This is a genomic window from Psychrobacter sp. Ps1 (genome assembly GCF_022129425.1).
In the GTDB taxonomy this organism is placed as follows: Bacteria; Pseudomonadota; Gammaproteobacteria; order Pseudomonadales; family Moraxellaceae; genus Psychrobacter.
Map to the genome: position 1 here is coordinate 1 of NZ_JADQAN010000009.1, position 23,470 is coordinate 23,470.

The 23,470-nt window shown below is 41.8% G+C and carries 22 protein-coding genes; 14 read left to right on the top strand and 8 right to left on the bottom strand.

Going from position 1 to position 23,470, the window contains the following annotated elements; translation table 11 throughout:
* The first annotated feature begins 251 nt into the window (after positions 1-251).
* From I3249_RS06060 to I3249_RS06100, 9 genes are all read left to right on the top strand, one after another.
* Positions 252-989, top strand: a complete 738-nt coding sequence (locus tag I3249_RS06060) for a uracil-DNA glycosylase (RefSeq protein WP_201605546.1) — start codon at positions 252-254, stop codon at positions 987-989.
* Positions 990-1,541 carry a tRNA adenosine(34) deaminase TadA gene (tadA, locus tag I3249_RS06065; protein WP_346268580.1) on the top strand — a complete coding sequence of 184 codons (552 nt, stop codon included), beginning with the start codon at positions 990-992 and terminating at the stop codon, positions 1,539-1,541.
* A 189-nt stretch (positions 1,542-1,730) separates the two neighbouring features.
* Complete coding sequence (cmk, locus tag I3249_RS06070) at positions 1,731-2,498, top strand: (d)CMP kinase (protein WP_238069114.1); 768 nt, start codon at positions 1,731-1,733, stop codon at positions 2,496-2,498.
* 307 nt (positions 2,499-2,805) lie between these two features.
* Positions 2,806-4,494, top strand: a complete 1,689-nt coding sequence (gene rpsA, locus I3249_RS06075; RefSeq protein WP_057759193.1) for a 30S ribosomal protein S1 — start codon at positions 2,806-2,808, stop codon at positions 4,492-4,494.
* 324 nt (positions 4,495-4,818) lie between these two features.
* Positions 4,819-5,124, top strand: coding sequence for an integration host factor subunit beta (locus tag I3249_RS06080; protein ID WP_057759195.1), 306 nt, complete (start codon positions 4,819-4,821; stop codon positions 5,122-5,124).
* 62 nt (positions 5,125-5,186) lie between these two features.
* Entirely contained in the window at positions 5,187-5,594 is a 408-nt protein-coding gene (locus I3249_RS06085; protein WP_102094435.1) for a lipopolysaccharide assembly protein LapA domain-containing protein, read from the top strand.
* Between the two features lie 104 nt (positions 5,595-5,698).
* Entirely contained in the window at positions 5,699-6,397 is a 699-nt protein-coding gene (gene pyrF, locus I3249_RS06090) for an orotidine-5'-phosphate decarboxylase (protein ID WP_201571926.1), read from the top strand.
* A 210-nt stretch (positions 6,398-6,607) separates the two neighbouring features.
* Positions 6,608-7,420, top strand: coding sequence for a metallophosphoesterase (locus I3249_RS06095; protein WP_238069115.1), 813 nt, complete (start codon positions 6,608-6,610; stop codon positions 7,418-7,420).
* A gap of 158 nt (positions 7,421-7,578) precedes the next feature.
* Positions 7,579-8,415 (top strand): histidine phosphatase family protein, encoded by an 837-nt coding sequence (locus tag I3249_RS06100; RefSeq protein WP_238069116.1) that lies wholly within the window; start codon positions 7,579-7,581, stop codon positions 8,413-8,415.
* A 155-nt stretch (positions 8,416-8,570) separates the two neighbouring features.
* Here the strand turns inward: I3249_RS06100 and rpsT are convergent, their stop codons facing one another.
* The gene (gene rpsT / locus I3249_RS06105; protein WP_010200097.1) at positions 8,571-8,837 is read right to left on the bottom strand and encodes a 30S ribosomal protein S20; all 267 of its coding nucleotides are present in this window, start codon (positions 8,835-8,837) and stop codon (positions 8,571-8,573) included.
* Between the two features lie 464 nt (positions 8,838-9,301).
* Between rpsT and I3249_RS06110 the strand changes: the two genes are divergently transcribed.
* The 5 genes from I3249_RS06110 to I3249_RS06130 all read left to right on the top strand — a co-directional run bounded on the left by I3249_RS06110 (position 9,302) and on the right by I3249_RS06130 (position 16,992).
* Complete coding sequence (locus I3249_RS06110; RefSeq protein ID WP_201571930.1) at positions 9,302-10,003, top strand: NAD-dependent epimerase/dehydratase family protein; 702 nt, start codon at positions 9,302-9,304, stop codon at positions 10,001-10,003.
* 206 nt (positions 10,004-10,209) lie between these two features.
* Entirely contained in the window at positions 10,210-10,746 is a 537-nt protein-coding gene (gene rraA, locus I3249_RS06115; protein ID WP_238069117.1) for a ribonuclease E activity regulator RraA, read from the top strand.
* Between the two features lie 217 nt (positions 10,747-10,963).
* The gene (gene mfd, locus I3249_RS06120) at positions 10,964-14,677 is read left to right on the top strand and encodes a transcription-repair coupling factor (RefSeq protein ID WP_238069118.1); all 3,714 of its coding nucleotides are present in this window, start codon (positions 10,964-10,966) and stop codon (positions 14,675-14,677) included.
* A gap of 150 nt (positions 14,678-14,827) precedes the next feature.
* Positions 14,828-15,259, top strand: coding sequence for an HIT family protein (locus I3249_RS06125; RefSeq protein WP_057759208.1), 432 nt, complete (start codon positions 14,828-14,830; stop codon positions 15,257-15,259).
* A gap of 311 nt (positions 15,260-15,570) precedes the next feature.
* On the top strand, positions 15,571-16,992 hold the full coding sequence (locus I3249_RS06130) for an adenylate/guanylate cyclase domain-containing protein (protein WP_238069119.1): 1,422 nt from the start codon (positions 15,571-15,573) through the stop codon (positions 16,990-16,992).
* Between the two features lie 97 nt (positions 16,993-17,089).
* Here I3249_RS06130 and fdx read toward each other — a convergent pair whose 3' ends face one another.
* From fdx to I3249_RS06165, 7 genes are all read right to left on the bottom strand, one after another.
* Positions 17,090-17,428, bottom strand: coding sequence for an ISC system 2Fe-2S type ferredoxin (gene fdx / locus I3249_RS06135; protein WP_101206134.1), 339 nt, complete (start codon positions 17,426-17,428; stop codon positions 17,090-17,092).
* An 86-nt stretch (positions 17,429-17,514) separates the two neighbouring features.
* Positions 17,515-19,395 carry a Fe-S protein assembly chaperone HscA gene (hscA, locus tag I3249_RS06140; RefSeq protein ID WP_238069120.1) on the bottom strand — a complete coding sequence of 627 codons (1,881 nt, stop codon included), beginning with the start codon at positions 19,393-19,395 and terminating at the stop codon, positions 17,515-17,517.
* Between the two features lie 209 nt (positions 19,396-19,604).
* Entirely contained in the window at positions 19,605-20,186 is a 582-nt protein-coding gene (gene hscB, locus I3249_RS06145; RefSeq protein ID WP_238069122.1) for a Fe-S protein assembly co-chaperone HscB, read from the bottom strand.
* Positions 20,187-20,360: 174 nt separating this feature from the next.
* Positions 20,361-20,681: an iron-sulfur cluster assembly protein IscA gene (iscA, locus tag I3249_RS06150; RefSeq protein WP_021814983.1), complete on the bottom strand. Its 321-nt coding sequence runs from the start codon at positions 20,679-20,681 to the stop codon at positions 20,361-20,363.
* A gap of 227 nt (positions 20,682-20,908) precedes the next feature.
* On the bottom strand, positions 20,909-21,319 hold the full coding sequence (gene iscU / locus I3249_RS06155; RefSeq protein WP_057759218.1) for a Fe-S cluster assembly scaffold IscU: 411 nt from the start codon (positions 21,317-21,319) through the stop codon (positions 20,909-20,911).
* A 152-nt stretch (positions 21,320-21,471) separates the two neighbouring features.
* Entirely contained in the window at positions 21,472-22,698 is a 1,227-nt protein-coding gene (locus I3249_RS06160; protein WP_101206130.1) for an IscS subfamily cysteine desulfurase, read from the bottom strand.
* Positions 22,695-23,204 carry an Rrf2 family transcriptional regulator gene (locus tag I3249_RS06165; protein ID WP_057759222.1) on the bottom strand — a complete coding sequence of 170 codons (510 nt, stop codon included), beginning with the start codon at positions 23,202-23,204 and terminating at the stop codon, positions 22,695-22,697. Before I3249_RS06165 ends, I3249_RS06160 begins: the two co-directional genes overlap by 4 nt.
* Between the last annotated feature and the right edge of the window lie 266 nt (positions 23,205-23,470).

A 23,470-nucleotide genomic window follows, 5' to 3' on the forward strand; every position in this document is an offset into this window, starting at 1 on the left:
CTATGATCTTAGAATGAAGCTGTTCGCCGGTCTTGTTAATTTCGAGCTTAGCTTATGACTTTTGCAAGAGGTCTATTTAATATTGACATCATAAAGACGGCTACCGTATTACTGCGGTAGCCGTTTTTTTATTGCTATAATTCATCAACAAAGCACACACCGTTTTTTGTTAGTATGATTATTTACAGTAAATCAGCTTTAACGAACCTATTGAATTTATAACAAGATAACAAGTATAAAAAGGACACACTATGGAACTGTTTGATGAACCGACAACCAAGACTCCAGAACAAAAACAGGCGATTTTAGACAATGTCCGTTTACCAGAAGATTGGAAAACAGCGTTAGCAGATGAGCTAACATCTGAGAATATGGACAATCTACGCGCGTTCTTAAAAGAGGCGTATCAGTCGGATGATAGTATCTATCCGCCTGCACCACTGATGTTCAATGCGCTTAATCTTACGCCGTTATCACAAGTCAAAGTGGTAATCTTGGGCCAAGATCCTTATCATCGTCCAGGTCAGGCTATGGGATTATCATTTTCTGTTCCTAAAGCCATTCCTAAGCCACCATCACTAAATAACTTGCTCAAAGAAATGGCAGATGACATTGGTATTCGCCCTTCAGCGCATGGTGATTTGACATACTGGGCGCAGCAAGGCGTTTTACTGCTTAATAGCTCACTAACTGTACGAGAGGGCGAGCCAAACAGTCATCAGAATAAAGGTTGGGAGCAGTTTACTGATGCTGTCATCGATGCCGTCAATGAACAGACAAAGCATACCGTGTTTATTTTATGGGGTAGTAAAGCCCAGAAGAAAGGTAAGTATATCGATACCGATAAGCATTTGATTCTGACAGCGGTACATCCATCACCACTGGCGGCAAACCGTGGCGGCTTCTTTGGCACCAAACCTTTTTCTAAAACAAATGACTACTTGGTGCAGTATGGCCAAACTCCAATTGACTGGCAATTACCACAATAAATGCAAAATATACAGAATATAAGCTTAATGCCATATCAACCTTTAGATATTCAGGTCAGCACCTTTTGGTTAGCTGAAGATGTTATATGGATGCAACAAGCAATCCAACTTGCTAAGCAAGGTGCTGAGCGAGGAGAGGTACCCGTAGGTGCGGTATTGGTACATGATCAGCAGATTATCGGCCAAGGGTTTAATCAACCTATTAGTAGCCATGATGCTACTGCGCATGCAGAGATAGTTGCATTAAGAGACGCTTGTACGCGTTTAGAAAACTATCGACTGCCGCTCCAGACTACTCTATATGTTACTTTAGAGCCTTGTACGATGTGTATCGGTGCTTTAATCCATGCGCGTGTAAACAAGTTGGTGTACGCAGCGAGTGAACCGCGTGCTGGGATGGTTGGTAGTCAAATGGACTTATCATTACAACCTTTCTATAATCACAGTATCCAAGCCTATAGTGGGTTATGTAGCAAGCATAGTAGCCAAATACTCAAGACATTTTTTCGTGAGCGTAGGCAAGCGGCAAAAAAGAACAAGGCCACTATGTAAACTCAAAATACTAATAAACAAGATATCCGTCTTGGTGCTAGTGGTCACGATGATTTTTTGCTATAATATTGCCCTATTTGATAGCACCCATCTTAATGGGCTATTAAAGACTTAACATACGAATAAATATTGTTTTATTAATGATATACGATAAGCGATATAAGTAACGCATATTATTGAGTAAGTATTATGACTAGTTCTACACCTGATAATGTTTTACTCAATACAGAGGATAGCCATACCTCATCAGTGCGCTACCCTGTTATTTGTATCGATGGTCCTAGTGGCGCTGGTAAAGGCACTGTCACGTGGCGTCTAGCACAAGTGTTAGGCTATCAGTTATTAGATTCTGGTGCGCTTTATAGAATTGTTGGGCTAAAAGCCTTTGAAGCGGGTTTGATTAGCGCAGATGCCAGCCAGCCAATTGACGAAGATGCTGTATTAGCATTGACTGAAAGCTTGAAGATAGCGTTTGTACCGAACAATGACTCAGGACGTGTAGACATTATTGTTAATGGACAAGCAGTAGGTGAGCAAGTACGCAATGAAACGGTTGGAGGCTATGCATCACAGATAGCTGTTTTTCCACAGGTTCGTCAAGCATTGCTCAAGTTACAACAAGATATGGCCACTCGTTCAGGTTTGGTTGCTGATGGTCGCGATATGGGTACGGTTGTTTTCCCAGATGCTGATGTTAAGGTGTTTTTGACGGCCAGTGCTGAAGCGCGTGCAGAGCGCCGTGTGACTCAGTTATTGAACGCTGGTCAAACAGCAGATTTTGAAGCGATTTTAGCGACGATAAAAGAGCGTGATGACCGTGATGAAAATCGTAGTACAGCGCCGTCAAAGCCTGCGGCAGATGCCCTATTACTTGATAGTTCAGCACTGAATGCCGATGCAGTATATGAGCAGGTCAAAAAACATTGCCAAGATAAAGGTGTGTTTTTCACCAGTTAGTTATTTAATAGCTAGTAAAAACAACATATTAAGTACCAAAAAGTTTCCTATTAATCATTGTTTTAGTATAAAATAATACGGTTAAGTTAAATTTTATTGAAGCCATAAGAAAAACTTAGTTTATTCAAGATATTGCATTCGATATAAGACAGTTGTTGTTAGTCAGTTTTAATTACGATGAGCTCACTATCAACAAACGTTTTTTTATATGATTGTATGGGATATAAAACCAGTATTTCGTTCTATACAATCATAAATTTGATCCGTACTGTGCTGGACAGGATACGGCTATACAAAGGTAGACATAATGGAATCATTTGCTGAACTATTTGAAGCGAGCATTGAAGAGCAGGGCCTAGATATCGAGCGTGGCTCGGTTATTACAGGTGCTGTTGTGGCCATCGATAGCGATTGGATCACAGTAGATACTGGTCTTAAATCTGAAGGTATCGTCGCTCGTGAAGAGTTTTTAAGCGAAGAAGGCGAACTTGAAGTTGAAGTTGGCGATAGCGTTGATGTCGTAGTTGAAGCGGTTGATAACGGCATGGGTCAAACCTTGCTGTCACGTGAGAAAGCTAAACGTGTTGAAACTTGGAACTTCCTTGAAAAAATCGCTGATAACGATGAAATCGTTAAAGGTATTATCTCAAGCAAAGTTAAAGGCGGTTTCACTGTAGATATCGGTTCAGTACGCGCGTTCTTACCAGGTTCATTGGTAGATGTACGTCCTATCCGTGATACAACGCATCTTGAAGGCAAAGAGCTAGAATTCAAAGTCATCAAACTTGACCAGAAGCGCAACAACGTTGTTGTTAGCCGTCGTGCAGTTATGGAAGCTGAAAACTCAGCTGAGCGCGAAGAGCTATTGAACAAGCTTGAAGAAGGCATCGAGATCGAAGGTATCGTTAAGAACCTTACTGATTACGGCGCGTTCGTTGATCTAGGTGGTATCGATGGTCTATTGCACATCACTGACATGGCATGGCGCCGTATCAAGCATCCATCTGAAGTTGTTGAAGTTGGCCAAGACCTAAAAGTTAAAGTATTGAAGTTTGACCGTGAACGCAACCGCGTTAGCCTAGGTCTAAAACAACTTGGTACTGATCCTTGGGATAACGTTGGCGGCACTTACCCAGTAGGTAGTGTTGTAAAAGCTCGCGTAACCAACTTGACTGACTATGGTTGTTTCGCTGAGATTTCTGAAGGTATCGAAGGTCTAGTACACGTATCAGAAATGGATCATACCAACAAAAACATCCACCCATCTAAAGTTGTTCAAGTGGGCGATGAAGTTGAAGTAATGATTCTTGATATTGATGAAGAACGTCGTCGTATCAGCCTAGGTATCAAGCAAACTCTAGCTAACCCATGGGATGAGTTTGATAAGAAACATGAGCGCGGTGATAAAATCACTGGTACTATCAAATCAATCACTGACTTCGGTATCTTTATCGGTCTAGACGGCGGTATTGATGGTCTTGTTCATCTATCTGATATCTCTTGGAACGAAACTGGCGAAGATGCTATCCGTAACTACAACAAAGGCGACACCGTTGAAGCAATGGTATTGTCTGTAGATGCAGAAGCTAACCGTATCAGCCTAGGCGTGAAGCAGTTAAGCTCTGATCCATTCAACGAATACCTAGTCAACAATGACCGTGGTGCTATCGTTAATGGTAAAGTAAAAGAAGTAGACGCTAAAGGCGCTACTATCGAACTTGCTGATGAAGTTGAAGCTTATCTACGTGCTTCTGAAATCCAACGTGACCGCGTTGAAGATGCAACTAAGCATCTGACTGTTGGTGATGACGTTGAAGCGAAAATCATCAGTGTTGATCGTAAAACACGCAACATCAACTTGTCTATCAAAGCGAAAGACGAAGCTGAAGAGCGTCAAGCGATTAAAGATCTTGGTAGCACGAACACTACTGCTGCTCCAGGTTCTGATGCACAGCCAAAAACTATTGGTGATTTGATCAAAGAGCAAATGCAGTAAGCTGCAAATTATTAATATAAAAGTGATATAAAAAAAGCGACTTCGGTCGCTTTTTTTTATGATTAGATTTTATTAACACAGTTAGTAATAGAGGTTTTTAGCCAAATGGGCAAACTCTTATTCCCATTTACGCTAATATCCGCTATCATTTGCACCATTGAGTAACGAGATGATAGTTATAAGCTTTTTGTAGTCATAATGCGATTTTGAAAGTTATTTTTGAAAAATTCAGTATATATAGTTCAATTATATAAACGCATTTATGTACTATAGAGCGTTGACTTATCATCAGCTTATCCATCAATCAACAAGGCAAGCGTAATAATGCAGCAAGCGATTAACAAATCCGAATTTATTAGTAATTTGAGTGCAAACTGTGACAACATGGCAGATACCGTGGTTGATGACGCAGTGCGTGAAATCTTAAACTTGATGACCCATACTTTAGCCAATGATGGCCGAGTCGAAGTTCGCGGATTCGGTAGTTTTTGTCTACATCATCGCCGTGCCCGTATGGGACGTAATCCTAAGACAGGTGAAAGCGTACCTGTACCGGCTAAAGCGATTCCACATTTTAAGCCAGGTAAGGCTTTACGCGAAGCAGTAAACGATACGGTAGCAAACGGTTAATTAAACCAGCACTGGCTATCTAACCGTCAAAATTTATTATTCCAAACTGAGGTAACTGTCTCATGCGCTTTCTACTATTTGTATTGCTATTCTTGAGCTTTGCCTATTCACTTGGTTTGGTATTAGCAAATAATACTGAGGTCGGAGTCAACCTACTGTTTTCACAAGCACCTACGATGAATCTAGGGTTGCTACTTATTTTGTGTTTGATGCTAGGTATTGTTATTGGTATTTTACTGGCATTGCTTATCTTTCGTGTGCTACAGAATAAGTGGGAAATCTCACGTCTGCAAAAAGCAAACGCAAACCTGCAAGAGCAATTGGCTCAAGCCAACACAGTTATCGATCGTCAAGCAAGCGCGCCAACAGTAGATGAAGCTGTTTATGGTGCTTCTGCTGCCAATGTGCAAAACAGTGACGCAACTAGCCTAACTGAAGGCTCTACTCTGTCCAAGCGTAGACGAGATTAAGTCGTTAAGTGATTTTTTATGTGATCTGCTAGGTGATAGCTTAACGATCGCAGTACTGACCTCAAATATAATACTTTGATAACTTCAAAATATATGGTAAAACCATGAATAATGTAATTAACTCTCCAGTTGTCGTCGCTCTAGACAATATGACGGTAGAGGCGTCTCTAGCGCTAGCTGACCAGTTAGATCCATCTCAATGTCGATTGAAAGTCGGTAAAGAGCTGTTTACCCGTTGTGGTCCTGATATCATCAAGGCACTGCATCAACGTGATTTTGAAGTGTTCTTAGACTTAAAATTCCATGACATTCCTAATACTACTGCCCAAGCAGTATTGGCTGCCGCTGAGCTTGGTGTCTGGATGGTGAATGTCCATGCTAGCGCAGGTCTGGAAGCCATGTCGTTGGCAAAACAGCGCTTGCTAGATAGAGATCTTGATACCTTACTTATCGCAGTCACCGTACTGACTTCTATGGATAATGAAGCGTTGATGCAAACAGGAATCACTGATAGCTTAGATACCCAAGTGAGCCGACTAGCACAACTGACTAAGCAAGCTGGACTTGATGGGGTGGTGTGCTCGGCTCAAGAAGCAAAGGCACTCAAAGCATTATGTGGTCAAGACTTCAAACTGGTAACGCCTGGTATTCGCTTAGCTGAAGACAATGCAGATGATCAAAAACGTATCTGTACACCAAGTCAGGCGCTAATAGACGGTTCTGATTATTTAGTCATTGGTCGTTCGATCACTCAAGCTTCAGATCCTGCTGCTAAACTACAGACAATACTTCAAAGTATTTAAGTTTGAATAGACGTTAAGAAAAAGAGACAGCCTAAATGGCTGTCTTTTTACTTTTTGATGGCAAAGAAAAAGCTGCTACACTACTTAAATTTATTCTTACAACCTTTATAAAATATAATAACTATATTAAAAACGCTGATTTAGCTAAATATCAGTAGTACTGCTATGAGCGTTTATCGCTAATTAGATTTTTAATAATAACGCCACTAAATGATGTTGAATAATATGAAATTACAGATATTGAGTGACTTACATATTGATAGTTATGCACGTCAATCGCACCCCGTTGGACATATTCCTAAAACTGATGCAGACCTAGTATTGGTAGCAGGAGATACTGCTAATAGCGACAAAGGTATGCCGTGGTTGCAAGAACAAGCGGCGCGCTTAGAAGCTCCCCTGATTACTATCGCTGGTAATCATGAATACTTTAATGAAGACGTATTGAGCTTTGACCGTAAACTGGCAACTTGGGATAACTATGATACTGCGTCTAAGAAAGGTGTTCGCGTATTACAATGTCAGCATATCGATATCGGTGATATACGCCTTTTAGGTTGTACGCTTTGGACTGATTATAAGTATCATGCTAACGAAGACACCATGGTCGCTGCTAGGCATTTTATGCGTGATTACAAGCAGATTTACGCAGGAAACGAACTGTTTTCACCTGAAGTATCTATGCAGATTCATGCTGAGCATCGTCAGTGGCTACAGCAAGCTTTGATCGAATCTTATAAACTTGGTAAAAAAACTGTGGTAATGAGTCATCATAGCGTCAGTGCATTATCGGTGTCTGAAAAATATGCCAATCTACCGAGTAATGCGGCTTTCGTTAGTGATTTATCGGGATGGATGCACGAAGACTGGGCACCGATGCTATGGGTACACGGACATACTCATGAAGCATTTGATTATAAAATTGGTAATACGCGAGTGATTGTCAATCCACGAGCCTATCCAAACGAGGTTAGCAGTACGGCATTAGAGTTTGCATGGGACAAAGTTATTGATATTGGCTAGGACCGTGTGTAAATAACGGGCAAACCTCCATTTATTTTAGGTATCGACTCTTTTGAATAAAGCGTTTTTTTTAAAGAGTGCAGAGTATTTATAAGATATATTGCAACTAGATTTGTCTGTGGTTCATTCCTGATAAGAAATCTGCTAGGCTTGCTATCATGAGTAAATATCTAAATAACACCCTGTCCAAAATATCTGCTGACAAGCTTGCGAGTCACACCCCAAGCGCGCCTGCACCTTCGCACCTACCAGATAGTATGATCTCCTCTGTCAGCTTATTGCCTGAAAATAAGCGGTTGATTCTATTTACTAGGCACTCTTTACGCGAGCGTTCTGATGGTAATGGTTTTGCTAGCTATCAGTTACCGTTGACTCCTAAAGGCCGTATACTGGCAAAGTCTTGGGGTCGTTGGTTATCAGGTCATCTACCATATTCGCTCGACGTCGATAGTATCTCTAGCCCTATCGGGCGTTGTATCGATACCGCGCAGCTGATGCAAGAGGGTGCAGGACTACGGCGTGACATTACGCATCAATCATTGTTAGTTGAGCCTGGTAGCCTCGTCACCGAGCCTGAAATAGCCAATCCTGTGTTCAAAGAAATTGGCGTCCTAAACTTTATTAATCGCTTTTTACAAGGCAATCTGGAAGGGACTAAGAATACCTATCAAGGCGGTTTGGATATTCTGTCGCTTTTTTACCAGAATCAGCCGCAACATGGCCATCTGATGCTCGCTGTGAGTCATGACACGTTGCTATCTGCGTTCTTAGCAGTTATGTTCGATGTAGTAGAGATTGATTGGAATGATTGGCCAAAAATGATGGAAGGCGTATTTTTATGGTTTGATGATAAGCCATTTGATCAAGCGAGCGCCCATTTTATTTGGCGGGGTCAAGCATATACTCGGCCGATTAGTTCATTGTTAGATGGTTACCGTGCAGCTGGCTACCATCCTAGCAAGTTGCTATTGCCGCCAGAAGTGCAGTGGAATTGATGTTTTATTCAAACATTGAGACGATTTCGTAGGGAAGCTGTTCATTGAATACGTTTTGAATAGGCATAAAAAAACCTTGCCACGGTATTAGAACCAGTGACAAGGTTTTAGTCATTACGCTATAAAAGCGAAATGCGGTCTAACCAATACAAATCTTAAGCTTGTAGGCCTTTGATTGTTTTGTTTAGGCGGCTCTTACGACGAGCAGCTTTATTCTTATGAATAATACCTTTGTCAGCCATACGATCAAGAACTGGTACCGCTTTTTTGTAAGCTTCGGTAGCCGCGTCATAATCTTTAGCTGCGATAGCCGCATCAACACGTTTTAAGTAAGTACGAACCATAGAGCGTTGTGACGCAGAGTTCTGACGACGTTTGGTGTTTTGACGGGCGCGTTTACGAGCTTGTGCAGTATTAGCCACGCGTATCTCCTTGATAAAGATAGATAAAAATATGAATGTTGATTGCAATAATGGGTTTAACAATCATCGGTGACGAGCAGCCGTCTCGTCAAATATGATGTCGATGTCTGATATTAAAGTATCTAATATAAATAGAGCATCGTAAGCGTCAGAGCTGTTTGGAATAATTAAACAGCGTTGACGTGTAAAGCCGATTATCTTAGCAAATTATTGAACTAAGGACAATATATTTGATGATTAATGCTCAAAGAAGTTACGCAATATCATCGAATTTGGGTCATTCTAGTAACTAAATCAGTAGTAAGCGCTGATAGACGTAGAGGGTTGATAAAATCTCTTACAATATATCCTATATAATAGCGTCAGTTATTGAGGAATTTAGGTATGATATTCTAACGATAGACCTTGATATAGGTATTTTCTCATCAATATAGTTCATCTAATGTTATATAAGTGGATAGGATATGCAGCGAAAAGCAATTGTGATTGGCGCAACGGGGTTAGTAGGGCAGCATTTGGTAAAGCAACTGAGTGAGCTTTATGACACATTGATTGTGATTGCTCGTCGTCCGCCACGCTACATTAATGCCAGCATGCGTTTTTATCAAATCAATGATTTTGATAATCTCTCTGAAGTGTTTGCAAGTGTCGGTGCCGATCGAACCACGGATGCTTTTAGTTGTTTGGGTACGACAAAAAAGCAGGCTGGTAGCGATGAGGCTTTTCGCAAGGTAGATCGAGACTATAATGTAAATTTTGCCAAGTTATGTCGTGATAAAGGGGTAGAGAATTTCTTTTTACTCTCCTCAATGAATGCGGATATTGACAGTCGTTTTTTATACAATCGAGTCAAGGCTGAGACAGAGCAGGCTGTTATGGCATTAGATTTTGGACAATTGGTCGTCTTCCGTCCGTCACTATTGCTTGGTAAGCATAAAGGTCGTCCGCTTGAAAGCATTGGTCAAAAAGCCTTTAAACTCATCTCGCCGCTCGTGTCAGAGTCGCTATCGCTACACCCTATTTCTGCTAAACGCGTTGCCAGTGCTATGGCCATGAGTGCTCATGATATCTATCATCGTAGTAAATATCGTACTGAACCTCAAATCAAGCGTACGGATATTATCGAAAATAAGCAGATGCTAGCGATGACCCGGGTCAAAAAATAAAAGAACAGTTTTTCTAGTGACAGACTCAGTCTCAAAACTGGAAAGTTACAGATATCGATTGTTAATTGCATTGGGACAAGATTGCATTAGAACAAAAATACAAAAATACAAAAATACAAAAATACAAAACACAATAACTATTATCAAAGCATCAATAAGTATTGAAAAACCAGTCAGTTGAATCACTAAAACAAGGAGCAGGAGCAATGTCAGAATCGATACAAATGGATAGAGGGAATTTTGTCACTTGTGATCTATTGGATGCCAATCCTGAGTCGCAAGTATGCTTGCCAAATATCGAAAGTAAGTCATTCCGTCAGTTTGGTGCAAAAGATAGGTTCTGCGGTGAAATCGTGACGGTTAAGTGTTTTGAAGACAATAGCCGTGTTAAATCTCTATTGAATAGCGATGGTAAAGACAAAGAAGGCAATGGCAAAGTGTTGGTCGTTGATGGCGGTGGATCTATGCGCTGTGCACTACTAGGCGATATGATTGCACAATCAGCTATCGATAATGGCTGGGCTGGGGTTATTGTATATGGTTGTGTCCGCGATGTTGATGACATGGCAGAGATGGATCTTGGCGTGATGGCGCTTGGGTGTATCCCGCGCAAATCAACTCGCCGTGATGAAGGTCAAACGGATATCGAAATCAGCTTCGGTGACTTAACGTTGAACTCAGGTATGTTTGTTTATGCTGATAATAATGGCATCATCGCTAGCGATAAACCACTTATCAGCTGAAGTTTTAGGCTTGGCTTGATTAGCAAAAGCGAAAACCTCAGCTGATAAGTTGGGGTTTTTTGTTATGTAACGACAGTTAAAGCGCAATAATCGTTGTTAACCCTCAATCATTAATGGGTAAACTCTTAAGTGACAAACCGTTACGGCATAAGTTTTGGTAATTGCTCAAATATTCGTATAATAGCTTTCTGACTCCTTAACTTTGATCCTATTCTTTATGCCTATTACTGCTTTGACTGACGCGTTTGACCCTATTAACCAGCAGTTGTTTCCTATCCAAAATGCCGAGCGGCGTTGGCTAGCGCCTGTCCATGGTGCGGTCAGCAGTTTATGGTTGGCAAGCTTGGTGCAAACGCCTATGTGGAATGTTGCCGAGCGCCTAAAAGTTGTGGTGGCACGTGACCAGAACCAACTTAATCAGATAGAGACTGAGCTGGCATTTTGCGGAGTCGATGCTTATGTGTTCCCTGACTGGGAGACACTGACTTATGATGAGCTATCTCCGCATCAAGACATCGTCAGTGAACGTATCAATCTGTTGACAGATATGCCAAAAACGGGCGTGCTGCTTATTTCAATACAAGCCCTCATGCATCGCGTCGCACCGCCAAGCTGGTTGATTGGACAGCATTTTGATTTGAGTGTTGGCGATCGTTTTGATATCAATACCCAACGTGGGCTATTGGCAAAAGCAGGTTATCGCGCGGTTGAAAATGTCTTTGAACCAGGTGAGTTTGCAGTACGTGGCAGTATTATTGATATTTTTGCCATGGGTCAACCTTTTCCGCTACGTTTAGACTTGTTCGATGATGAAATCGAAACGATTCGCTTTTTTCATCCTCAAACGCAGCGTACATTGACCCCTGACGACCTTAAGGCGATGTTAACGGGCAATGATACCAGTATGGCAAAAGAGTCATTGTCACTGCTGCACAAAATGCCAGATATCTCTAAACCTATCGACCAATTTCAAATATTACCAGCAAAAGAGTTCCCGCTCGATGAAGGGCGTGAGACGTTCCGCACAAACTTTGCTGCAATGTTCCCTAATACCAGTAGCCGCAAGTCTGAGCTACATAAAGACGTGATGGCAGGAATTGCTAGTAGCGGATTAGAGTATTATCAGCCGCTATTTTTTAATTTGAAAGACTGGAAGGCGGAGAGTAGCTTATTTTCCTATTTACCAAGCGATGCGTTGTTTATCACCGATGAATTAATCAATGAAAAACAAGCTGATTACTGGTCACAAATTCAGCGCCGCTACGAAGAGCGTCGCCATGACATTGACAAGCCTATCGTAGAGCCAGCAATGCTGTATCTATTATCTAATGCGCTTAATGAACAGCTAAACCAATATCCACGAGTAATATTAAGTGCTCGTGATGAACTGGCTACGATGAATGATGTGGAAGCACCAGAAAGTACAGATGCTTCTCAGCCGCAACTACCATTGGTGAGTGTCACTAAACAACAAGGACTGGTGACATTAAGTGCTGAAGAGCCGCCACAATTAGCAGTCAATCATCAAAAGTCTGAACCATTATCCGAATTGCTCGACTTCTTGGATACGCAATCAAAGACTTCAACACCCGTACTGATCGTTGCAGAAACCGCAGGCCGTCGCGAGATTCTCATTGAACTGTTCAAAGGCAAGATTGATATCAAGGCGTACGATAGCTTTGAGGCATTTTTAGCCGCAGATAAAACCAGCGCTATTAATAACAGTCATCTACCACATGTCGGTCTGACCGTAGCGCCAATTGAGCGCGGTGTCTATGTGCCTGAGCGCTTGGTGTTGATTAGTGAGACGCAGCTGTTTGGTCGTCAAGTTTTACAGACACGCCGTCGTCGCCAAAGCGGGGTATCAGAAGAATTCTTGGTTAAGAGCGTCACTGAAATAACAGATGGTAGTCCAGTAGTGCATATCGAGCATGGTATCGGTCGTTATAATGGCTTGATTACCTTAGATGTGGGCGATGGTGAGCAAGAGTTTATCCATTTAAAGTATTCTGATGATGCCAGCATCTATGTACCAGTCGCCAATCTGCAAATGATTAGTCGTTATAGTGGCGGCGATCCAGCCTTAGCACCACTTCATAAGATTGGTAGTGGCAAATGGGACCGAGCCAAGCAAAAAGCATTGGAGCAAATTCATGACGTCGCTGCTGAACTACTCAATATGCAGGCAAGACGTGAGGCCAAAGTTGGCATTCATTTCAAGATAGACCCATCGCAGTATGAGCTATTTGCCAGTCAGTTTGCCTTTGAAGAAACCGCCGACCAAGCCAATGCCATTCATGCGGTAATGGAAGACATGAGACAAAACCAGCCGATGGATCGTCTTATTTGTGGCGACGTTGGTTTTGGTAAAACAGAAGTTGCGATGCGAGCCGCCTTTATTGCCGTTAGTGCTGGTTATCAGGTTGCCGTACTGGTGCCTACCACATTACTTGCCGGTCAGCATGAAGACAATTTCCGCGATCGTTTTGCCGACTGGCCAGTCCGTATCGAGAGCTTATCGCGCTTTGGTGGCAAAAAACATCAAGAGATGGTATTGGCTGATTTGGCCGCTGGTAAAGTGGACATTGTCATTGGTACTCATAAACTGCTACAACCGGATGTGAAATTTGCCAACCTTGGCCTGATGATTGTTGATGAAGAGCATCGCTTTGGAGTACGTCATAAAGAACGTATCAAGGCCATTCAGACAGATGTGGATAGCATGTCTATGACGGCGACTCCGATCCCTAGAACGCTTAATATGGCGCTCTCAGGTATGCGCGATATGTCGATTATCGCCACGCCACCTGCTCGTCGTCTTGCCATCAAAACCTTTGTGATGCAAAAGACAGAAGCCCTGATGAAAGAAGCCATATTACGTGAGTTATTACGTGGTGGGCAGGTCTATCTGCTACACAATGATGTTGCCAGTATCGAGCGTATGGCAGAGACTATTCGTGACCTAGTGCCAGAAGCGCGAGTAGGAGTAGCTCATGGGCAAATGCAAGAGCGTCAGCTTGAGCAAATCATGCAACAGTTTTATCATAAAAAGTTCAACGTTTTGGTTTGCTCTACCATTATCGAGACAGGTATTGATGTGCCCAATGCCAATACGATCATCATTGAGCGTGCGGATAAGTTTGGTCTTGCGCAATTACATCAGCTGCGCGGCCGAGTAGGACGTAGTCATCATCAAGCGTATTGCTACTTACTAGTGCCTTCTCTGAAAGGCCTTAAAGGTGATGCCAAACGCCGTTTGCATGCGATCGAGCGTGCTAATACTTTAGGTGCAGGCTTTATGCTGGCAAGTGAAGATTTAGAGATTCGCGGCGCAGGTGAGATATTGGGTAAGCAGCAAAGTGGTAATATGCAGGCGATTGGTTTTAGCTTATACATGGATATGCTTGAGCGTGCGACTAAAGCCATTAAAGCTGGCAAGGAGCCTGACTTAAATACACCATTGTCGTTGACCAGTGAAATCAATCTACACAGCTCTGCCCTCATTCCAGAGGAATACCTACATGACGTGCATCAGCGCTTATTGTTCTACAAGCGTATTAGCAATACCGATGATAAAGAGGCATTGACGGATATTCGTACGGAGATGATAGACCGCTTTGGGGCATTGCCAGATCAAACCAAGCAATTATTCGCCATTCATGGATTACGTTTACAAGCAGAGCCGCTTAAAATCAATAAAATTGATGCCAACAGTAGTAGTATGACACTGGAGTTTGCGCCAGATACTCCAGTTGATGCGTTAGCGATTATTAAATTGATCCAATCAAATGGTCAGCATTATCGTATGAATGGCGCATCTGGTATCCGTTATCAAAATAGCGATAAACTGGCCACACCGCAACAGCGTGTGACGGTCATACAAGAGCTGCTGCGCTATTTTAGCGAGCACATGGTGACAGAGCCTGCTTAGTACATAGCTGGATATCAAGTAGGCTAGGTAGTCATACTAAGGCAATAAATTATGATGCTATTTTATCAACCCGATAACTGATAAAATAGCCAAACTAACTTTTTAACTTTCTGTATTTTATTTGCATTAAACAACAAGAGAACCGTCATTATGTTCCAACTTCATCATAAACTTGCTGCTGATAGTTTTTTAGTGGGGGATTTTCCATTATCCACTTGTCGTTTAATCAATGACTGCCAATTTCCTTGGCTGATATTAGTGCCACGTGTATCCGGTATCAAAGAGTTATATGAACTGTCTGAGGCAGACCAAACGCAGTTCTTACGAGAGTCCAGCTGGTTATCGAGCCAGTTAGCCAAAACCTTTCAAGCCGATAAAATGAATGTGGCCGCTCTTGGTAATCAAGTGCCACAGCTTCACTTTCATCATATTGTCCGTTATCAAAATGATATGCAATGGCCAAACCCAGTATGGGGTGTGCCAGCTGTGCCATATACTAAAGAAGTATTGGCGCAAATGCAGCAAACATTAATGATGGCATTACGTGGTCATCACCAAATGCCGTTTGACTGGCAAATGTAATTATCATTCTATCCTGCATTTAATAAGAATAGCTTGAACCTAAATTCTATATGCAAAAAGAGAGGCCAGATACTTAAATATATCTGGTCTCTCTTTTTATTTAAATGTGGATAAAAACTGTAAAACAGTGAATAAACTAGACAAAAGGTCGCCTTATAGTCATCAGTAACCTTGTTTAAACTTATTTCAAAAGTATAATATATTATTAAATATATCTTATGATAAATCGTCATAAGGACAAATAACGTACATATGTTAGTGTAGTATGCCTTTGTCTCTCAGATAGCTCACCTTATTTAAGTGAATCTCATATGACCTTCTCAGAGACATTCAAACCAAAGTCGCCGCTGAAAGATGCTGGAGTTTGTCGTTTCGATTATCCAGAAGTCTTCGTTTTAATAATGACGGTTGTTTTGCGTGCTATATATTACGACTTCCGTTCTATCTCAATGGCACTATTGGTTATTATTACATTGCCAAGTCTCCTGATCCTGATATATAACTACCGACGTCAGACCAGCTTTTGGACGTCTAATATAGTTATTATTCTATTATCGGTTGTCATTGGCTCCCTACAGTTTTGTATGATCATATCAATCAGCTTGGCTGTTTTGATTGGTATACGTATCATTCTTAGCCGGCCTGAGAACCAGCTCAAATTGCTTACAGTGGCACTGATAACGGCTATTGTTTTTTATTACGTGGGTACCATTCTAAGTAATGATGAATTGGACTGCGGTGACAGTTGGCTACCACCTACGGTGCTGGTAGCTAGTATGATTGTTGTCCTATGTCAGTTTCGACGTATGTATCAAGAATACATTGGTTATAAGACTTCTGCCCGCAAGGCAGGGGGACGTTTAAATACGATGGTATCAGTGATCAATAAACTGACTCGATTTGTGCCACCACAGATTTGGGAGCCTATTGTCAAATCGGATAGACCTGTTAGTGTCTCTAATAAACGTGCAAAAATAACTATTATGTTTTCAGATATCGTTGGCTTTACCGAGCTTTCTGACAGTCTAAGTTCTGATAATTTGGCAGATATTCTCAATACTTATATGCATTGCATGACGTCGATCGCTGATAAGCATGGTGCAGTGCTTGATAAGTTTATTGGTGATGGCATGGTATGTTTCTTTGGTGAACCGAATAGCCGCGGCTCGCGTCAAGATGCACTAGATTGTGTGGCGATGGCAATTGATATGCGCCGAGAAATGCGCACCTTACGCCAGAAATGGCGGTTGATGGGGTTTGAAGGCTTATATATACGTATTGGTATCACCACTGGCTACTGCCACGTTGGTAATTTTGGTAGTAATAGTCGATTAAGCTATACCATCATTGGCAAAGAAGCCAACCTAGCTTCTAGGCTTGAGTCCTGTGCGGGCAAAGATCAGATATTGGTCAGTGAAAGCACTTACGATTATATATGCCATAACTATGAATGTGAGCACGTTGCCGCATTTTGCTTGAAGGGTATTGATGAAAAGGTCGATGCATGGCAAGTACTTGACCCTAGTGCCAGTACAGGTCATCTGTCTAAATGGGTCGACCATACATTGCCTGGTTTCAATTTGCATTTGAATTTTAAAGATATGAAAGACAATGATTATCAAGATATTAGAGCTCGTTTAAATTTTGCACTGGAACGCATCGAGCAAGAGGAAGAAAAAGTAGTAAAGGACATAGCAGCAGAAAGTAAGCGTGAGGATGCCAATCGCAAATAAGCGTTTCAAGTTTGATATCTCAAAAGCATATATAGAAAAAGGCCAGCTATCACATAGCTGGCCTTTTTTAATCTTAACTAGAAAGTATCATCAGTGTTTAATGATTTTCTTTAGCATGATTGAGGGTATATTTAGGAACTTCGATGGTCAAGTCTTCATCATCAAGCATGACCTGACAAGATAAACGTGAATCAGGCTCTAGTCCCCAAGCACGATCAAGTAGATCAGCTTCGATATCATCCATCTCATCCAAACTGTTGAAACCCTTACGTACTACAACATGGCATGTAGTACAAGCTTTCGACATCTCACAGGCATGCTCGATTTTAATACCTTTTTCTAGTAGTGCTTTGCATAAGTTTTCACCAGCTTGCAACTCAACTTCTGCGCCTTCAGGGCAAATTTCGTGGTGGGGTAGTACGGTAACTTTTGGCATAAATTATCTGTCCGATGCTAATCAATTTAAAAAATATTAGAAGTTAGCTTAACGTGTCAGTTAAGCGATATATGTCGATGTATTTATTACCAGTCTTTGGCACTAGTACCGGCCATACTGGTCTTGACGCTTTGATTCATAATACGTGCAGCAAAGGCATCACTATGTGGCTTGAGCTGTGCTTGTTGTGCTTCAATAAGCGCTAAGTCATCAGTGCTGAGAGAGTTACGTAGCGCTTGTATATGCTCTGCTAGTGATTGTTGTTCTTCAGTAGAAAGCAACGCCACAAATTCGTTAAGTGCCGACTCTAGGGCAAGTACTTCACGTTCCGCTTCTACCTTTGTCTCAATTAAAGACCGCGCGTTTTTGTCTTCTTCTGCGTGTTTAAACCCTGCAACAAGCAACTGTTCTTTTTGCTCATCTGATAGACCATAAGAAGGCACAATCTCGATTTTGCTTTCTGTTTTGGTCGTAGTTTCTTGTGCACTGACAGTAAGCTGACCATTAGCATCAATACTAAAGGTAACTTCGATACGCGCAAACCCAGCTTTCATTGGCGGGATACCATACAGCTCAAAACGTCCCAGAGAACGACAGTTTTCTACCGTCTCGCGCTCACCTTGCACCACATGAATCACCATGCCTGTTTGACCATCTTGATAAGTGGTAAACACTTGACGTTTCTTCACAGGAATAGGTGTATTGCGTGGGATGAGCACTTCGACCAAACCGCCCATGGTTTCAAGACCTAATGATAATGGCGTCACGTCCAATAACAACAAATTGTTATCACTATCACCGTTAACCAATTGATGAGCGGTCTGAGCAGCACCTAAAGCAACGACTTCATCTGGATTCAGGCGGCAAAGGGGCTGCTTAGCGAAAAATTCAGTCACGACTTGCTGTACTGCAGGCATACGAGTCGAACCGCCCACTAAGATAACTTCATCTAGATCTGTAGTAGACAGCTTGGCATCGCGTAGGACTTGTTCGCACACGCTTAGCGTACGGCGACTAACAGGCTCTACAATCGTTAGCACATCTGTACGGCTTAATACACCTTGATAAGACTGACCATTGACAACCACATTGATGTCCACTTGCTCAGCGTCAGTCAATGCTTGTTTATAAGCCTTGGCTTGTTGAGCTAGTATTGATTTGTCATGCAGGCTTACGTCTTTTGGATCAATATTTAATTGTTTAATAATCCAATTGGTAATAAGACGATCGATATCATCGCCGCCCAATGCACTATTACCACCAGTTGCCAATACTTCAAAGACACCATCGGTAAGCTTTAAGATAGAGACGTCAAAAGTACCACCGCCCAAATCATAGATTAAGTAATAGCTTTCTTTTTTACTGTCTTCTGATGATTGGTCAAGCCCATAAGCGACTGCCGCCGCCGTTGGTTCATTGAGTAAACGCAGTACGTTGATACCCGCTGCTTGAGCGGCGTCTTTGGTTGCTTGGCGCTGTGCTTCATCAAAATAAGCGGGAACCGTAATCACGGCACCTTCAATGCTATCTGCAGGTAAGGCACTCACTGCACGTTGCTCAAGAGCGGCTAAGATACGCGCCGATACTGCAACAGGAGAAACTTCACCTTGAGCCGTGACAAAGGCGGGCATATCATCTTTATTACCAGACAACTCATAAGGATGAGAGAATTTGATATCAGCTTGACTACGACCCATAAAACGCTTAGCCGAGACGATCGTATTTTTTGGATCATCCGCTAAATGCGCTAGGGCGTCATAGCCAACCAATGGCGTGCCAGTTGCTGGATAATAGACAACAGACGGTAATAATGTATCTGTCGCTGACCCTGCCTCTAAGACTTGTGCCTTACCTGAACGGACCACAGCAACCAACGAGCGTGTAGTACCAAGGTCGATGCCCAAGCCAAATTTATGTTGGTGAGGTTGAGCGCTTTGATTGGGTTCAGCAATTTGCATTAAAGACATAAGGATAACTCAGAGATAAAATGAATAAGTGAAATGGAGCAAATATAGCATATGCAGTACGAGAGCTTAACGTCAGTAATCTCATTCCATGGAATAAGGATTCTGACAGTTTGATGCGCTTAGACTCAAAGATTATACGGTATCACGGTCACTATTTTAACCAAATATACAGAATTTAGCTTGTTAGTGAGGGCCATAACCACAGATGTTTAGACGTATAAGTCATCGTCATCTGAATGTGATGAATTTGCAACATCATCAAGCCCAGTCGTCACATCAGCATTTAGCTTAACTAAAAATTTCAGTTTCTGTGTCGCATCAATCGCTGTTTGCCAATCTTGATTTTGATAAGCATCATTAAAGCGCTCAGATTGATTTGTTAGACGCTCTGTAATTTGAGGGTGTAATTGCTGCAAGGCTACAAGATCTTTGTCTTCGATAGCATCATCTAGATCCATACGCATCTGCATCGCATCTTCCAAAAATTCTAAATCTGCGATTGAGTGCTCTATGTTTTGTGCTTGATCTGCCATATCTAGTAAATAACCGGCACGGCTATCAGGAGCGCTTAGCGTTTGATACGCTTGATTGATTAAAGCCGACGCTTTTTCAGACTGCAACTGTGCTTGAACCATATCGGTCTGATTTTTGGCAACATTATCAGGATGATAGCGTTTCTGCAGCAAGCGCAAACGTTGCTCTAGACTGCTTTGATTAATTTCAAATTGTACAGGCTGCTCAAATAGGGCAAAGAAGTTATCAAACTGTGGTTCTGAAGTAATATCTGTCATAATCTGATGCCTTACTTTTTTATTTATTTTTGAGGTCATGACCTAGCTAAGAATACTGAATCGCTTGGGTACTTAATTACATTAACCTTTCTTCATAGCGATAGTAGAGATACTGCACTATTCTTATGAAAGTTTATTGAAGCATAAATATATCGGTTTTCAGCCATTGAACCATTAAACTGTAAACGATTCACCGCAACCACATTCACCTTTTTGGTTAGGGTTGGTAAATTTAAAGCCTTCGTTTAGACCTTCTTTTTCATAATCCATCAACAAGCCGTCTAAATATACTAGGCTTTTAGGATCAATAAAGATGCTAACGCCGCGACTTTCATAACGCGTGTCGTTTTCATCAGGGGTATCTACAAACTCTAAAACGTAAGCCAAGCCCGAGCAACCCGCCGTACGGATACCAACTCGAATGCCTTCGCCTTTGCCGCGATTGTCCAAAAAGTCTCGAACATGCTGAGCGGCGCGTTCTGTCATTTCAATCATGCCAACTCCCATTGACTATTAATCATAAATATCAATAAAAAAATCTAGATAAACTGACAACCAGAATTACAAGATTGCCAAAAGTGTAGGCTTACGACTATTAGAAAACAAAAGGTGACAATTACATAAGTGTCATTGTCACCTCTTTAGCGTCAGTAGCGATTACACATTGCTACTTTAGCGTTGCTAGTACAACGTAGCGCATACGCTAGCAGGTTTAGCCTAGCTTAGATCGCAGCTTCTTCTGCTGGAGCGGCTACGCCATGCTTACCTTTATAGTCGCTAATAGCGGCTTTAATAGCGTCTTCTGCAAGTACAGAGCAATGCACTTTTACTGGTGGTAATGCTAGCTCTTGAGCGATATCGTTGTTTTTGATTTCGCCAGCTTGATCCAAGCTTTTGCCTTTTAGCCACTCAGTAACAAGTGAGCTTGAAGCAATCGCTGAACCGCAGCCATAAGTCTTGAAACGTGCATCTTCGATAATACCATTATCGTCGACTTGGATTTGTAGACGCATTACATCGCCACATGCTGGGGCACCGACCATACCGGTACCAACGTTCTTGGCGTTTTTATCAAGATTACCAACGTTGCGTGGGTTTTCGTAATGATCAATAACTTGGTCACTATAGGCCATGGGGTTTTCTCCTAGTTAGATGATGAGTAGTTGTTTATCAACTTTAAATGTCTAACTACTCATCGATAATTGGGGTCAAACGCTTAATTTAATTGTCTGATCAATTGTTTAATAAATATATTGCTAGCTATACTAAAAAGCCATATTAGAAATTAGTGCTCAGCCCACTCGACTGAATTTAGATCAACACCTTCTTGATACATATCCCAAAGTGGTGATAGGGCACGTAGTTTATCAACAGCTTCATGCATCTGTTTGATAACAGTATCGATATCTTCTTCAGTGGTATAACGGCCGAAGCTGAAACGGATTGAGCTATGTGCCAATTCATCTGGGCGACCGATTGCACGTAGTACATATGATGGCTCAAGCGTTGCTGACGTACAGGCTGAACCTGATGATACAGCTAAGTCTTTAAGTGACATCATCAATGACTCGCCTTCAACGAAGTTAAAGCTGATGTTTACGATGTTTGGTACGCTATTCTCAAGATCACCATTTAAGTAAATCTCTTCGATATCTTGTAGACCATCCCAAAGTTTTTGACGTAGTTTGGCTGCATGTGCATGGTCGGCTTCATAGCTTTCATTAGCTAAAGCAAATGCGGCGCCTAGACCAACGATCTGATGCGTTGGTAGAGTACCTGAACGCATACCGCGCTCATGACCACCGCCGTGTTGCTCAGCTTTCAAGCGAATACGTGGCTTACGACGAACAAACAATGCGCCGATACCTTTAGGGCCGTATGCTTTATGACCTGAGAAGCTCATCAAATCAATTTTCATTTCTTCAAGATTGATTTTTACTTTACCAACAGACTGTGCGCCATCAACATGGAAAACTACGCCAGCTTCGCGAGTGATTTCACCAATCGCTGCAACATCAGTAATAGTACCAAGCTCATTGTTCACCATCATAAGTGATACTAAAATAGTATCATCACGTAGTGCTTCTTTTACTTGCTCTGGCAGGATAAGACCTGTGCTTGGCTGTGGCTCAAGATACGTAATCTCAAAACCTTCTTGCTCGAGCTCACGGCAGGTATCTAATACAGCTTTGTGCTCAATTTTACTGGTAATGATATGTTTGCCACGAGACTGATAAAAATGTGCTGCACCTTTAATGGCTAGGTTGTCAGACTCAGTTGCGCCAGAAGTAAAGACGATTTCGCGTGGATCAGCGTTGATTACTTCAGCAACTTGACCGCGAGCAGTTTCTACTGCTTCTTCCGCTTGCCAGCCGTAACCATGTGAGCGTGAAGCTGGGTTACCAAAGACACCATCTACAGTCAAATACTCGCTCATTTTAGCAGCTACTGATTTAGCAACTGGAGTAGTGGCGGCATAATCTAAGTATATAAGGTTGTTATGTTGGCTCATGCTGGGTTTGCCTCGCTGTTCGATAGGGTAATAGTATTAATGTCTTTTATGGAAATATCTTTTGTAGAGGTGTGCTGACGCTCTGAGACTGACTGCACGTTTTCCATATCTAATAATTGCGCTAATGTTATATTTTTCAAGTACTGTTCGATATGATTCGACAGTGCACACCACAGATCGTGAGTTAGGCACATTGTACCACCTTGACAGTCACCGCGTCCTTCACACTGCATCGCGTTTACTGACTCATCAACCGCAGATATGATGCTCATCACATCTATCTCATTCAATGGTTTAGCTAGGTGGTAACCACCTGCAGCACCGCGAATACTCGTGACAAGGCCGCGTTTACGAAGTTTAGAAAATAACTGTTCAAGATACGATATTGAAATCGATTGCCGTTTGGCGATATCGGATAATGATACAGCACTGTCTTGTTGGCTAGTCTGTAATGCCAAATCTAATAATGCGGTAACAGCGTATCTGCCCCGAGTAGTCAAACGCATGTGTTATCTCCAAACTTAATGTCATTTATGTTTAACAACGATCTTAGCTAAAAGTTTTAATAAGTACTCATAAGATAAAAAGAGCAACCAATAATACGTCAGCTAAGTTTTGTCTTATCGTTATTGAACAACAGATGATTAACCCGATGTGTGCAACGATTAAGGTAATTATACTTAATCCCGAGTAATTTAGTCAAGATTAAAGTGTGGTTCAATGGTTAATCAAGCTTATTGCTGTAATTGATAAAAACAATGATGTTTAGAAG